Origin of the sequence: Hymenobacter fodinae (assembly GCF_004745825.1) — a bacterium.
In the GTDB taxonomy this organism is placed as follows: Bacteria; Bacteroidota; Bacteroidia; order Cytophagales; family Hymenobacteraceae; genus Hymenobacter; species Hymenobacter fodinae.
Genome location: NZ_SRLA01000008.1, coordinates 73534 through 87373 on the forward strand (window position 1 = coordinate 73534; position 13840 = coordinate 87373).

General features: G+C 64.7%; 13 protein-coding genes. All 13 read right to left on the minus strand.

Annotated features, from left to right (window positions below):
• Window positions 1–104: 104 nt before the first annotated feature.
• The 13 genes from EU556_RS25290 to EU556_RS25350 all read right to left on the minus strand — a co-directional run bounded on the left by EU556_RS25290 (window position 105) and on the right by EU556_RS25350 (window position 13810).
• On the minus strand, window positions 105–800 hold the full coding sequence (locus tag EU556_RS25290) for a cytochrome c biogenesis CcdA family protein (RefSeq protein ID WP_125433328.1): 696 nt from the start codon (window positions 798–800) through the stop codon (window positions 105–107).
• Window positions 797–1162, minus strand: coding sequence for a heavy-metal-associated domain-containing protein (locus EU556_RS25295; protein ID WP_125433327.1), 366 nt, complete (start codon window positions 1160–1162; stop codon window positions 797–799). Before EU556_RS25295 ends, EU556_RS25290 begins: the two co-directional genes overlap by 4 nt.
• 51 nt (window positions 1163–1213) lie before the next feature.
• Window positions 1214–2440 (minus strand): MFS transporter, encoded by a 1227-nt coding sequence (locus tag EU556_RS25300; RefSeq protein WP_125433326.1) that lies wholly within the window; start codon window positions 2438–2440, stop codon window positions 1214–1216.
• Window positions 2437–4839, minus strand: coding sequence for a heavy metal translocating P-type ATPase (locus tag EU556_RS25305; protein ID WP_135437022.1), 2403 nt, complete (start codon window positions 4837–4839; stop codon window positions 2437–2439). Before EU556_RS25305 ends, EU556_RS25300 begins: the two co-directional genes overlap by 4 nt.
• Window positions 4840–4954: 115 nt before the next feature.
• Window positions 4955–5251, minus strand: coding sequence for a glutaredoxin (locus EU556_RS25310; RefSeq protein ID WP_135437023.1), 297 nt, complete (start codon window positions 5249–5251; stop codon window positions 4955–4957).
• Window positions 5252–5308: 57 nt separating this feature from the next.
• Window positions 5309–5701 (minus strand): metal-sensing transcriptional repressor, encoded by a 393-nt coding sequence (locus EU556_RS25315; protein ID WP_135437024.1) that lies wholly within the window; start codon window positions 5699–5701, stop codon window positions 5309–5311.
• Window positions 5702–5824: 123 nt separating this feature from the next.
• Window positions 5825–6151 (minus strand): four-helix bundle copper-binding protein, encoded by a 327-nt coding sequence (locus EU556_RS25320; protein ID WP_135437025.1) that lies wholly within the window; start codon window positions 6149–6151, stop codon window positions 5825–5827.
• Between the two features lie 56 nt (window positions 6152–6207).
• Window positions 6208–6465: a heavy metal-binding domain-containing protein gene (locus tag EU556_RS25325; protein WP_135437026.1), complete on the minus strand. Its 258-nt coding sequence runs from the start codon at window positions 6463–6465 to the stop codon at window positions 6208–6210.
• 76 nt (window positions 6466–6541) lie between these two features.
• On the minus strand, window positions 6542–7933 hold the full coding sequence (locus EU556_RS25330) for an efflux RND transporter periplasmic adaptor subunit (RefSeq protein WP_135437027.1): 1392 nt from the start codon (window positions 7931–7933) through the stop codon (window positions 6542–6544).
• A complete protein-coding gene (locus EU556_RS25335; RefSeq protein ID WP_135437028.1) occupies window positions 7926–9326 on the minus strand; it encodes an efflux RND transporter periplasmic adaptor subunit in 1401 nt (466 codons plus the stop codon). Before EU556_RS25335 ends, EU556_RS25330 begins: the two co-directional genes overlap by 8 nt.
• Complete coding sequence (locus tag EU556_RS25340; RefSeq protein ID WP_167855716.1) at window positions 9304–10560, minus strand: TolC family protein; 1257 nt, start codon at window positions 10558–10560, stop codon at window positions 9304–9306. The genes EU556_RS25335 and EU556_RS25340 overlap by 23 nt, the downstream gene beginning before the upstream one ends.
• Window positions 10561–10572: 12 nt before the next feature.
• On the minus strand, window positions 10573–12465 hold the full coding sequence (locus tag EU556_RS25345; protein ID WP_135437030.1) for an efflux RND transporter permease subunit: 1893 nt from the start codon (window positions 12463–12465) through the stop codon (window positions 10573–10575).
• Window positions 12458–13810, minus strand: a complete 1353-nt coding sequence (locus tag EU556_RS25350; protein WP_245327905.1) for an efflux RND transporter permease subunit — start codon at window positions 13808–13810, stop codon at window positions 12458–12460. The genes EU556_RS25345 and EU556_RS25350 overlap by 8 nt, the downstream gene beginning before the upstream one ends.
• Between the last annotated feature and the right edge of the window lie 30 nt (window positions 13811–13840).

Here is a 13840-nt window from a genome sequence, read left to right on the forward strand (position 1 = left end):
ATAACAGCACGCATGATGGGGGAGTGCGCGCAAATAGTGCAGAATTGAGCGATGGAGTTGCAGGATTTCGCTTCCCCACCGCCCCTGCATAGTAGGGCAGTGTCTTAGCCGTCGAGCAGATTGATGAACACCCGCACGTAGTAGCCGCTCACAAACAGCAGGGCGATGCCGCTCACCAGCTGAATGCCCCGCCGCCAGCGGGTCGACTGCGCCAGCGCCGTCAGCGACTTGGCAAACACGCCGGCCAGCAGGAACGGCAGGCCCCGCCCGATGCCAAAGGCCAGGGCTAGCAGCAGCCCCCGCCCCACGCTGGCCTGCCCCGCCGCCACGGCCAGCAGCAGCAGCAGCGGCGCGGCCGAGGTGCCCAGGCTGAAGATGAAGCCGTACACGAACGTGCCGCTCAGCCCCGGCTTGCGCAGGGTTTGCAGCTGGTGGGGCTTCAGGTAGGGCCCGTAAAACGCCACGACCGCGGCCAGCAGCGAAATGCCCGCCATGGCCAGGGCCCAGTACCGCCCGAAGGACTCGGTCAGGATGACCCCCAGCCGGCCGGCCACGGCCCCGAGCACCGTCAAACTCATCACGATGCCCAGGAAGAAAGCCACCGCCACGGGCAGCCCACTGCGCTTGCTGGCCGTTTCGGAGTTCGTGCTCACCAGGCCCGCCAGCCCCAGGCCCACGGGCAGCGAGCACGGGCACACGCTGCAGGCCACCACGCCGGCCATTACGGCCAGCAGCGCGGAGACACCCGGGCCCCCGGCCAACGAAGCGGCCGATTGGTGCAGGAAATCTTCTAAGCTCATTTGCCGGTGACGGTGGTCAGCGCGCCGGCCTTGTAGCCCTTGGCGTTGACAGCGGCCTGAATCTGCTCCGGCTTCACCTTTTGGGGGTCGTAGGCCACCGTGGCCGTGCGCTGCTCCAGGCTCACGGCGACCGTTGAGATGCCATCGAGGCCCTTGAGGGTTTGCTTGACGTTGGATACGCACGAGCCGCAGGACATGCCTTCGATGGGCAGCGTGGCGGTGGTGTAGCCCACGAGCTGGGCGGGTGTTTTAGCCGCCGGCGCTGCCTGCGAAGGCGTTTGCTGCCCGCAGGCCGTCGTGGCCAGGCTCAGGGTAAACAGGGCGCCCAGCAGGACGGATTTGGAAGCATTGAATGCGAACATGGGGAGGGAATGTTGAAGTAGTGAAACGGAGAAGACTGGTTGGCGCTCCGGTTAAGCCGGAGCCCGGGTTTCGGATTTAAACAAGTGGGTAGCAGCCAGAGCCAGCCCCGCTTCAAACACGGTGAAAGCGAGCAGTGCGGCGGGCAAGCCAGCTCGCAAGGCTTCGCCGAACAGCCAGCTGCCAAGCCCAAAGCCCACAAACAGGGCGAACACGTTCAGGCCCATGGCTTGCCCGGGCCGCTCCTTGCCCACGTCGGTAACAATGGCGGCCAGCAGCGGCTGCGTCAAATCGTAGCCCAGGGAAAGCACCGTCACGGCCAGCACGGCAACTGCCAGTGGCAGGTCAGCCCGCAGCAGCAACGTGGCCAGGGCACTGAGGGCCAGGCCGGCCGGAATTAGCCAGCGCCGGCCCCAGCGGTCGGCTAGTCGCCCGATGAACGGCCCCAGCAGAAAGCCCGGCAGGCCGTAGCCCACCAGCGCCAGCCCGATGCCGATTTCACCCAGCCCAAAGCGTTGCTGGAAATACAGCGCTAACCAGGTAAACACGCCGCCGTGGAAAATGCTGTTCAACAGTACGTAGACGTAGGTACGTGCCCCGCGCCCGCTGCCCAGCAGCTGCCCGTAGCCCGCCACCACGGCCCGCCAGGGGGACGGCGCGGCGGGCGGCGGAGCCGGGGTGGTCGGAGGCACCAGGCTCCGCCGAACAACGAACCAGACGAGCAGGCCCGCGGCGGCCACGCCCAGAAACAGGGCCCGCCAGCCCACGTAGGGTTCCAGCAGCACGCCCAGCGTAGAACCAAACGCGCTGCCGCCAGCCATGGCCCCAAACAGCCAGCCCAGCGCCCGGCCGCGCTCGCCGTAGGCAAAGCGCTTGCTCACGAGCACCAGCGCCATGGGCACCACGCCGCTTGCGCCCAGGCCGGTGACCAGCCGCCAGCCCACTAGGGCGCTGGCCGAGGACGCCGTGGCCGTCAACGCCGTCAGTGCTACGAAAGCCAGCAAACTGCCGAGCAGGATGCGCGGCGGCCCCAGCCGGTCGGCCAGCAGGCCGTAAAACAGCGTAGCCACGCCGTAAGGAATTAGGTAGGCGGGCACCGCCAGCCCCACCGCCTGTGCCTCCACCCCGAAGAGCGTGGCCAAGCGCGGAATCAGAGGCGCCACCATGTAGGCCTGGAAAAAGACCACGAACGTGGCCGCTGCCAGGGCCCACAGCAACCGCGGCGACGAAGCCACCGCGGCGGCCGTTGTGGGAAGGGGTGTCGCTGCTACGGGCTTCATACTTCCACGGCGGTAAAGCCGGATTCGGCCAGCGCTTCCACTAGCTGCTGCTGCTTGACTTGCCCTGGCTGGTACTGCACGTACACCTGCTTCTGCGCCACCTTCGGTTTCACTTCCTGCACACCGGGCAGCTTGGTGAGCTTGGCACTGATGGCCCCCGCGCAGCCCTCGCAGACCATGTTGGGCACGCTGAATTCCACTTGGGCCAGCGTGCTTGCCTCGGGGGGAGTTTCCTGGCCTCGGTCCAGCTTAATAGTGCGGATGCGCAGCGTGTTGAGCAGGATGGCGAAGATGCTGAATATCATCACCGCAATGGCCAGCACGGGGGTAATGTAGCCCAGCGCCGCCAGGCTCATGCCCACCACGTTGAAGAGCACGGCCACGAGCACGTTGCCGGTCATGGTCCGGTAACTGGCCTTGCCCAGCACGAGGGCGTTGACCACGTCGTCCAACCGGTCGCCGATGAGGATGACGCCGGCCGACTCGATGGCCACGTCGGTGCCCGCCCCGATGGCAATGCCCACCTCGGCCTGCGCCAGGGCGGGGGCATCGTTGATGCCGTCGCCGACCATGGCCACTTTGCGGCCCTGCGCCTGCAGCTTTTCAATGACGGCCACCTTGTCGGCCGGCAGCAATTGGGCGTGAATCTCGTCGATGCCCAACACCCGACCGATGGCCTGCGCCGCGCCGTTGGCGTCGCCGGTAAGCATGACCGTGCGGATGTTCTGCTGCGCCAACCGGGCCATAACGTGCTCGGCACCCCGGCGGGGCGTGTCCTGCAGCGCCACCAGGGCCAGCACCTCGCTGCCCCGGGCCAGCACCACCACGGTTTTGCCGGCCGCGTCGAGGGCCGCCAATCGGCTCTGCACGGCGGCGCTAAACGTTACGCCGCGCTCCTGAATAAACCCGGGCTTGCCGGCTAGCACCTCCGCGCCGCTGACCAGGGCCGAAACGCCCTTGCCCGGCGTGGCGCGGAACTGCTCGGTGGCCAGCTCCACCGCGCCTTCTTTCTTGGCAAAGAAACCGATGGCCTGCCCCAGCGGGTGCTCGCTCTGCCGTTCCACGGCGGCTAGCAGCGCCAGCGCGTCCAGGCGCTCGCCCTTAATCACTTCCACGTCGGTGACCGTGGGCCGGCCGTAGGTGAGCGTGCCGGTTTTGTCGAACACCAGCGTATCGACAATGGAAAGGCCATAAAACACCTCGCTGGCTTTCACCAGCAGGCCGATGGAAATGCCCTTGCCGCCGGCAATGGCCGCGAGCATGGGCGTGGTGATGCCCAGGGCGCAGGGGTAGCCCATGATGATGGTCGTCACCAATGCAAGCGTCGCTTTATTATAGTCGCCGGTCAGCAAGGCCCAGGCCGCAAAGGCCAGGCCCGCCACGATAAAGACTACGGGGCCGTAGTAGTTCATGAGCTTGTCGGCCAGCAGCTCCACCGGGGGTTTGCGCTCGGCAATCTGGCTCATGAGCCGCACGACCTGGTTGAGGAAGGAATCCAGACCCACCTTGGTCACGCGCACCTGCAGGGCGCCGTCCAGGTTCAGCGTGCCGCCGATGACTTTGGACCCCGCTTCCTTGGTGGCCGGCACCGACTCACCGGTAAAGCTCGACTCGTCCACGCTGGCCTGCCCCGACACCACTTCGCCGTCCAACGGCAGCCGCTCGCCGGGGCGCACCTCCACGAGTTCGCCCACGGCCACGTCGCTGGTGAGCACGTCCACGGCCTGGTCGCCGCGTATCACCCGCGCCCGCGGCGGCTGTAGGCTGAGCAGCTTGCGCACAGCCTCGGAGGCCTTTTTGCGGGTGTCGAGCTTGAAATAGGCGAAGAACAGGTGCAGCGACATCAGCCAGGCGGCCACGGGCAGGAAGTTGGGCCAGCGCGCATCCGTCAGCGACAGGCTGCCGATGATGAACGAGCCCCAGGCGCCGGCCGAGAGTAGCACGTTGGCGTTGATGACCCGCTGGCTCAGGGCCATGAGCGTCTTGCGCAGGATGGGGTAGCCCACCCAGAACAGCACCACCAGGGCCACCGCCAGGCTGAAATAGCCACGGGTTTGCGTCGGCAGGCCGAAAAGGTTGAGCGGGTCCACCAGCAGGTCGATAGCCGAAAGCACCATGCCGATGGTGCCGCGCTGCTTGATGACCTCGAACAGGTCCTCGTCATTTTTGTACTGCTGCGTTTCGGTGGCCGAGACGGTGTAGCCGAGCTTTTCCACGGCCACCGCCAGCTCCTCCCGGCTCATCTGCGCCGTGTCGGCCTCGACGAGCACGATGCCGTGCACGAGGTTGACCATGACGCTGTTCACGCCGGGGTTGCGCTTCAGGGCCGACTCAACGCTCATCGTGCAGAACGAGCACATGAGCCCCGAGACTTTCATTTGCACCATTTCGGTTGCCATAACTCACAGGGTAAGGGAGCCACTGGCCGCTTATGAGCATGGCCGGCAGCCGGGAAAGAAGGGCGTTCCATCAGGGACTGGTCCCCGGGAAAGCAAGCAGATATGGGGAAGGGTGCTACGCGGCGGGTTCCGCCGTCACGGGGGCCCCTTTGCCGATTCCGGCGGCCTCCAGGGCTTCTTTGGTGATGCCGCCGCCCTGGCAGCAGGCCAGCAGGGCGCCGTTCACGGCCACGGCGGGCAGGGTTTGCACGCCCAGCAGGCGGGCCCGGCGCAGAGCCGGGTTGCCGGCAGCCGTTTCGGTCAGGTTGTGGGTGATGATGTCGCAGCTGCCGCAGGCGGTGCTTTTGACCAATTCCACCACGGGGTTGCACAAGGGACAGCCGGCGGTGAATACTTCGATGATGCGTTTCATGGGGAAAGGGTTAGCGAAAACAGTAAGACAAAGCTCCGCTGGCCCCCCGGGTGTCTGTCAAGACTTATTTTCATCTTTTTTCCCCAGGCCCGCATTGTGCTGCTCCAGCCGCCCGCCAATCTCGCGCAACTCCTGCATCTTTTGCGTCAGCTCGGCCTCCGTCAGGTTTGGGAACTGTTGCCGAAGCTCCTCGATGCGCCCGGCGTCCTGGCAGTCGCCGGGGCAGGCCCCCACCACGTCCACGATTTGCAAGGCCAGGCCCTTGCGAAATACCTCGTCCAGCAACAGGTGCTCCGCGCTGCTCAGCCCGTTGGTGACGGCCTTGAATTGGACCAGCACTTGGTCGGGCTCGATGTTCTCCGCGTCCAGCATCTTGCCGATACCTTGCAACTGGCCGGCCAGCATGTTGAGGCGGCTTTTCAGGTCGCGGGTAAGGTCTTTGGGAAGCATAGGCAGGGGTTTCTAGCAATAACGAAGTCGCCGGGGGTGTCCGTCAAGTAAAAAGAAAAGGAATGCCCAAAACAGGTTCAGGCATTCCTTTTTGCAGGTCGCGCAAGGGCGTTAGGTATGCTATTAAATAGCGGCGCGGCAGGCTTCTTCACAGCGGCGGCAGGCGTCAGCGCACTCCTGACAATGCTGCATGTGGCTGTGCTTGGCGCACTCATCCCCACAGGCTTTGCAGACTTCGGCGCACTCGCGCAGCAGGTGCTGACCGTGGACGGAGCCACGGGCTACCAAGCGCGCGGTGAGGGCACAGATGTCGGCGCAGTCGCGGTCGAGGCTGATGCAGGATACCATCATTTTTACGTCCTGCTCTTGCAGGCAGGCGGTAGCGCACCACTCGCAGGCGGCGATGCAGGCATTGAGGGCGTCGAGCAGACTCTGATGTTGGTTGTTCATGGGTTGGGAGATTAAGTGAATGAAAGAAGAATGAAAAAATCGCTTGGTTCGGGGTTCTATTTTTTCACTAGGTCCATGCCGCACTTAGGACACTTGCCGGGCTCGTTGGCAATAATTTCCGGGTGCATGGTACAGGTATAGGTTTCGGCAGCGATGCCCGGTCCGGGGTTGCCGCTTGGCGTGGCGGTGCTATCGGAGGTGGCGTTGGTGCCGGCCGCCGTGCTGGTTTCAGCCGTGCCCTTGTTATCGGAGCAGGATGAGAGAGTGGCGGAAAGGCTGGTGAGCACCAAGCCGAGAAAAAGAAGCTTTTTCATGAATGTTGGGGAGGGTAATGAAAAAAAGTGCTGAACCGCAGCACCATAACGGATTAGGAATTGGGTTTTCGATGGCTTACATGGCCATGCCGTTCATGCTGTCGTTGGCGCCCTGGCGCAGGGAGAATTCGCTTTGCAGCAGGTAGGCGCCGGATACGACGACCTTGGTTCCGGCCGGTAAACCTGCCGTGACGGGTACGCTGCTGGCCGAGCCCTCGCCCGTGCTTACCCGCACCCGGCGATACTGCCGCTCGCCGGTTTGCGTCCAGAGGTAGCTGTTCTCGCCGTCGCGGATAAGGGCCTCCACAGGCACGCGCAAAGTGGTTTGGGCGGTAGCGGCCGTCCTTGGAGCATTGAGCAACACGTTCGCCTGAGCCCCGGGTAGTAGACGGCCTCCGGGGTTAGCCAGCTGGATGCGGGCCAGGGTGACCTGGCTGCTGCCACTGAGTTCGGGACTCAGAAAGACAACTTTGCCACGGCGTGCGCCGGGCTCTCCAGCCACCTGCACCGTGACGCTTTGGCCCAGCGGCAGTTGGGCCATGTCCTGCGGATAGAGCTGCGCTTCGACCCACACGGTGGTCAAATTGGTGAGCGTCACCAGGGGGCTGCCTTCGGTCACATACTGGCCCTGTACCACGTCGAGCGCCTGCACGGTGCCGGTGGTTGGGCTGTAGTACGTGACCACCGGGTTGGGCCGGCCCCGAGTGGCCAGCTGCCGGAGCTGGACGGAAGTCAGACCCAAGAGGCGGAGCTTCTGGCCGGTAGCTTCGGCGAATTGACGGTAGGCGCCGCCCTGCTCGCGGCTTTGAGCCAGGGCCAGCAGGTACTCCTGCTGCAGCGCCTGCAGCTGCTCGCTGTACACGGAAAACAGGGGTTCACCTCGTTGTAGCGGCTGCCCGGTCTGGCGTACGTACAAATGCTCGATGCGCCCGGCTACCCGGCTGCTCACGCTTTCCGTTTGGAGGGCATCGGTCGTTACGGTGCCGGTGAGCACGGTAGGAGCGGGCAGCTCCAACGGGCTGGTCCCGATAACCTGCGCGTGAATGTTACCCAGCGTCACCTGCTGCGCGGTCAGCGTCAGGTCCGCGCCGCTGGCCCCTGCGCTTCCCGCCGGAGTCGGATGCCCGGCCTGTTTCACCAGGTCCATGCCGCAGATGGGGCAGAGGCCGGGTTTGGATTGATGTACCTGCGGGTGCATCGGGCAGGTGTACGCGGTGGGGCTGGCAGCAGCCTTTTTGACTACTGGCCCCGTCTTCACCGCTATCAGTTCCATGCCGCAGATGGGACACTTTCCGGGGGCGTCCTCGTGAATCTGCGGGTGCATGGAGCAGGTGTAGTACACTTTCTCCCCCACGGCCCCCTCGTTAGCGGGCTTGGTTTTCTGGCAAGCCGCGCTGCTTAGGGCCACCAGCAGCATCAGCAGCCAACGGGCAGTAGAAAGCCGCCAAAAGGTTTGTAGGCTATTCATGGGTAGCATCTGATGGGGTGGAAGAAGTTTGCAGGAAGCTTTCGCTGTCGACCAGGTACTGGCCGTTGGCCGCCACGGCTTCGGTGCCGCTCAGGCCCTGCCTGATTTGTACCTGCGCGGCCGTACGCTGGCCCACCAGTACGGTGACAGGCACGAACGTGCGGCCGCGCCGCACAAAGGCCACCTGCCGGGTACCCAGGTCCACCACAGCGGCACGGGGCAGCCACCAGCCGCTGGCGGTAGGGCTCGACAGCCGGGCCGTGAGGCGGGTGCCGCGCCGCAGCAGACCCCGAGGGTTGGGCAAGGACACGCGCACGGCCGGCGTACTGGCTCCCGCCCGGTAGGTAGGCTCGACCAGCTCCACGCGGGCCGTTATGGAATGGGTTGGGTCGCTAGGCACCGTTACCTGCAGCATTTGGCCCGGCCGCATCTGCCCGAGTTCGCCGGGCCCGGGCTGAAACAGCCCCCAGACCTGCGCGGTGTTCACCACCTGAAACAAGGTCTGCCCGGTGCTCACGTAGCCTCCTTCCTGGAGCGTGAGGGCCGGGGTTGGAGCGGAAGGTGCGGCCGTTGCTGTTGCTGCATCCGCTCCTGGACTCATAGCCGAGGCGCTGCCCATGCCCCCCGCCGGGGCGCTGGCTTCGGGCATACCGGCGGAGGAAGGCGGGGCTAGGGATGCCGCGGCCACCGTGTTTTCGACCACGTACCCGTCGTAGGGGCTGAACACGGCCACCCGGTAGTCGGGCCGCCGGGTGCGGGCCAGGGCGCGCAGCTGGCCTTCACTCAAGCCCAGCAGCCGCAGCTTTTGCCGGGCTCCATTGACAAGGACCGTATTGTCAGCGTCGTTGCCCAACAAGAAGATGTATTCCTGCTCGGCCGTCACCAGCTCGGGGCTGTAGAGCTCCAGCAGCGTCTGGCCTTTGCGCACGGGCTGGTAGTTGAAGCGCACCAGCAGGCGCTCGATGCGGCCCCCCACGCGGGCGGCCACGGCCCGACTCCGGCGCGGGTCATAGTCGACTACGCCAGGCAGGGAAAGCGTATCCGAAGCGGCCCCCGAGGTTGGGCGCACGGTTGCGATGGCCGACACCACGGAGCCATTGGGGGAGGTAACCAGGTGGTCCAAGTCGGCCCCGGCCGTGTCAGCAGCGTCTTGGGCTTCGCCGTTGGCTTTGGGCACCAGGTCCATGCCGCAGATGGGGCACTGGCCGGGGGCGTCGCGCACGATTTGCGGGTGCATCGAGCAGGTGTACAGTTGCGCCCCGGCCGTGGCCTCGGGCTGCGCCGGGGCCTGCGCGGCCGGGCCGTGGGCCTTGCCTTTGCAGCCAGCCAGCAGCGCCAGCACGAGCACGCACCATGTCGCGCAGCGCAGTTTATTGCTCCAGTTCCTGGTCATAGCGCACGTGTAAGTTCATGAGTTCAGTTTGCGTATCGAGGTATTGCAGGCGGGTTTGCAGCCAGGTTTCCAGGGCTTCGACCACGGCTGGTAGTTGGGCGGTGTTCTGCTGGTAGGCGAGCAGCGTCACCTGGTAATTCTTGCGCAGGGCGGGCAGGATGCCCTTTTCGTAGTTTTCCACCTGCTGGCGCTTGGTGCGTAAGTCCGACTGCAGGGTGGTGATGCGGCCGGCCGCTTCGGTGAGTAGGCTGGCCCGCTGCTGCTGCACAGCCTGGGCCTCGTAGCCGAGCGCGGCGGTGTTGGCCTTGTACTCGCGGGCCGCCCAGGGGGCAATGGGGATGGAGACCATGCCCATCACGGTGAACTGATTGGGCGTAACCCCAATGCCGTTCATGTGGTCGTAGCGCACGCCAAAGTCGGGCCGGCGGCGGTTGGCTTCCACGTTTTGGTTGAGGCGCAGCACGGCCAGCGAGCGGTCGAGGCTGCGCACGTCACTGCGCCGGCGGGACAGCGCGGCTGTGTCGGGATAAGGCCCCGCGAAGGAGGTAGGTAGCAGCGTATCCACCGCAAACTCGCCTTCCGGGTCGCGGGCCATGAGCGTGTTAAGGGCGATGGTGGTCTGGCGCAGCTGCCCGTAGAGTTGCGCGTGGTCGTTGCCGTGCATCGCCACCCGTGCCTGGGCCTGGTAGATACTGCCCAAGGTGCTCTGGTTGTAAGGATAGCGGGCCTGCGCCACCTTCAGCAGGAAAGCCAGCAGCTCCTCGCTTTCGTCAAGCACCTTAAGCTTCTTCTCCAGAATGACCCGGCCGTAGTAGAGGCTGCGGGCCTGCGCCCGCAGCTGGTTGAACATCGCCGTTTGGTCGGCCTGGTCCACGGCGGCTTGGCCGGCCAGGTACTCCCGCTTAGCGCGCTGTTTGGCCGGGTTGGGAATCATCTGCTCGACGGACACCATCTGCATACCCTCGCCCTGGCCGTTGTTCATCTCCTTGATGGGTCGCTGGTTGTAGGGCGTCATCCAGTAGCCGGCGCTCACCTTGGGCGCTTCCCAGCTGCTGGCGCCCGCCACGGCGGCCTGCTTGGCCTGGGCCCGGTAGCCGTACTGGCGCAGGGCCGGGTTGCGGCGCTCCACGGCCCGCAGCACCGAGTCCAGCTGCAGCACCTGCTGCGCCCGGAGCGGCTGCCCGGCCAGGAGCAGCAGCGCTAGTATTATACAGTTTCTAAGGGTAACTAACATGACTTTCATGGCTTAATGCTTCACGGCCAGCACGTCGAGCTTGCCGAACTTGCGCAGCTCGTACTCCTTGGTCATGAGAAAAATCAGAGGCGTGACCAGCAGAATGTGGGTCGAGGAAGTGAACACCCCGCCAATCATGGGCAGCACGATGGGCAGCATCACGTCCGAGCCCGTGCCCGTTGCCCACAGCACCGGTACCAGGCCGAACAAAGCCACCGATACCGTCATCAGCTTGGGCCGCAGTCGCTTGGCCGCCCCGTGAAACACGGCGTCCCGCAAATCCTGCTTCGTAATCGTCTCGCTGGAATTGCCCTTGGCAGCTACCAGCTGCTGCATGGCGTCGTTGAGGTAGATGACCATGATGACACCCGTTTCCACAGCCAGCCCGAACAGGGCGATGAAGCCCACGGCCACGGCCACGGACAGGTGCACCCCGTAGAAATACACCATGTAGGCCCCGCCAATCAGAGCGAAGGGAATGGTGACCAAACTCAGCAGCGCCTCCCGCACCGAGTGAAACGCGAAGTACAGGCAGCCGAATATTACCAAAAGCACGATGGGTAGGATGAAGAGCAGCGTGCGCTGCGAGCTAATCAGGTTCTCGTACTGCCCGCTCCACTCCAGGTAGTAGCCGGCCGGCAGCTTGCCCTGGATGCTCTGCACCCGCTGCATGGCTTCTTTCACGGTGCCGCCCAGGTCCCGGTCGCGCACGTTGAAGAGCACCGCCCCGCGCAGCTGCGCGTTCTCGGAGTTAATCATGGGCGGGCCGTTGACAAAGCGCAGCCGGGCCACCGCGGAGAGCGGTACCGGCCCGTAGGCCGTGGTTTGAATGGGGATGCGGCCCATCGCGGCCACGCTGTTGCGGAAGTCTTCGGCCAGACGCACGCTGATGCTGAAGCGCCGGCGCCCTTCCACGGTGGTGGCCACGGGCGCCCCGCCGATGGCCGTTTCCACCACCTCGTTCACCTGGTCCACGCTCAGCCCGTAGCGGGCCAGCTGAGGGCGGTCAAGGTCAATCTGTAGGTACTTGCCGCCGGTGATGGGGTCCACGTAGAGGTCCTGCACGCCGGGCACGCCGGTGAGCGCGGCTCTTACTCGTTGCGACACCTGTTCAATGGTATCTAGCTGCTGGCCGTACACTTTCACGCCCACGTCGGTGCGCACCCCAGTGCTGAGCATGTTGATGCGGTTGATGATGGGCTGGGTCCAGCCGTTCACCACCCCGGGAATCTGCAGCTTGTCGTTGAGCTCGGCGATGAGTTTGGCCTTGGTCATGCCGTCCCGCCACTCGCTGCGGGGCTTGAGCTGGATGATGGTTTCAATCATGCTCAGCGGGGCATTGTCGGTGGCCGTGCTGGCCCGGCCGGCTTTGCCCAGCACCCCGGCCACTTCGGGTACCTGCTTGATAATCTTATCCTGCACCTGCAGAATGCGCTTGACCTCCGAGTTGGACACGTCGGGCTGCGTGATGGGCATGAACAGAATGGAGCCCTCGTCCAGCGGGGGCATGAACTCGGTGCCCAAACTCAGCAGCAGTGGGATGCTCAAGGATAGCAGCGCCAGGTTGATGGCGATGGTCGTCTTGCGCCAGGTCAGGCACCAGTTTATCAGGGGCGCATACACCCGCTCCAGGCCCCGGTTAATGGGGTTCTGCTCCTCGGTCTTGAATTTGCCCTTCATGAAAAAGGACAGCAGCACCGGGGCCAGCGTGACGGCCAGCACGGCGTCGATGAGCAGGATAAAGGTCTTGGTGTAGGCCAGCGGGTGAAACAGCTTGCCCTCCTGCCCGGTGAGTAGGAACACCGGCAGGAAGGAAGCCACGATGATGATGGTGGAGAAGAAGATGCCCCGCGAGACCTGCTGGCTGGACTTCTCGATGATGGCGAGGCGCTCGTCGTTAGTCATGGCGGACGGGTTCAGGCGTGGAAAAAGGAACAGTGGGCACGGGCGGCGCACCGGGCGGCCCGGCGGCCGCGGCTTCTTCAGCAGCCTGGTGCAGGGCCAGGCTGCGGTAGGCGTTTTCGGCCATCACGATGCCGTTGTCGACGATGACGCCAATAGCCAGGGCGATGCCGGTGAGCGACATGATGTTGGAGGAGATGCCGAAGGCGTTGAGTAAAATGAAGCTCGTGGCGATGGTGATGGGGATTTGCAGCAGGATGCTCAGGGCGCTGCGCCAGTGGAAGAGGAACACCAGCACCACCAGCGACACCACGGCCATTTCTTCCAGCAGCGTGTGCTTGATGTTGGCCACCGACTCCTCAATCAGTCCGCTGCGGTCGTAGACGAGGTTGAAGGAAACGCCCGCCGGCAGGCCCTTGGCCACCTCCGTCATCTTGGCTTTGACGCGGGTGATGACGTCGTCGGCATTCTCGCCGTAGCGCATCACCACGATGCCGCCCACGGCTTCGCCCTCGCCGTTGTGGTCGAAGATGCCCAGGCGGCTTTCGCCCGTCATCTGCACCGTGCCCAGGTCCTTGAGGCGCAGCGGCACCCCACCGGGCCGGGTGAGCACCGGCACGTTTTCGAGCGTGGCCACGTCCTGGATGTAGCCGCTGGTTTTGATGATGTAGCCGATGCCGGCCTGCTCGAACTTGCGGCCGCCGGCCTCATTGTTGTTACTGCGCACGGCCGCGAGCACCTGCGGTAGTGTCACGTTGTAGTAAGTAAGCTTGGTGGGGTCTACCGTCACCTGGTACTCGGGTTGGAAGCCACCGAAGCTGGCTACCTCGCTCACACCAGGCACGGTTTGCAGCCCGAACTTGACATACCAGTCCTGGAGGGCGCGTTGCTCACCCAAGTCGAGCTTGGGGGCGTTGAGCGTGTACCAGAGCACGTGGCCCACACCGGTGCCGTCGGGCCCCAGGGTGGGCGTGATGCCGGCCGGCAGCAGGCGCTGGGCGTAGTTAAGGCGCTCCAGCACCCGCTCGCGGGCCCAGTAGATGTCGGTGTCGTCGGTGAAGATGACGTACACGAAGCTCATGCCGAACATAGAGGCGGCGCGCACGGCCTTCACCTGGGCCAGCCCCTGCAGGTTGGTGACCAGCGGGTAGGTCACTTGGTCTTCCATAATCTGCGGGCTGCGGCCCATCCACTCGGTGAAGACGATGACCTGGTTTTCGGACAGGTCGGGGATGGCGTCAATCTTGCTGGCCCGCACCGAAAACGCCCCCCACACGAGGAGGCCGGCGGCGACCAGCAGCACCAGCACCCGATTCCGCAGGGAAAAGGAAATGAGTTGCTCTATCATCGAGAAACAGCAATAGGGAGAAGCGCCGGC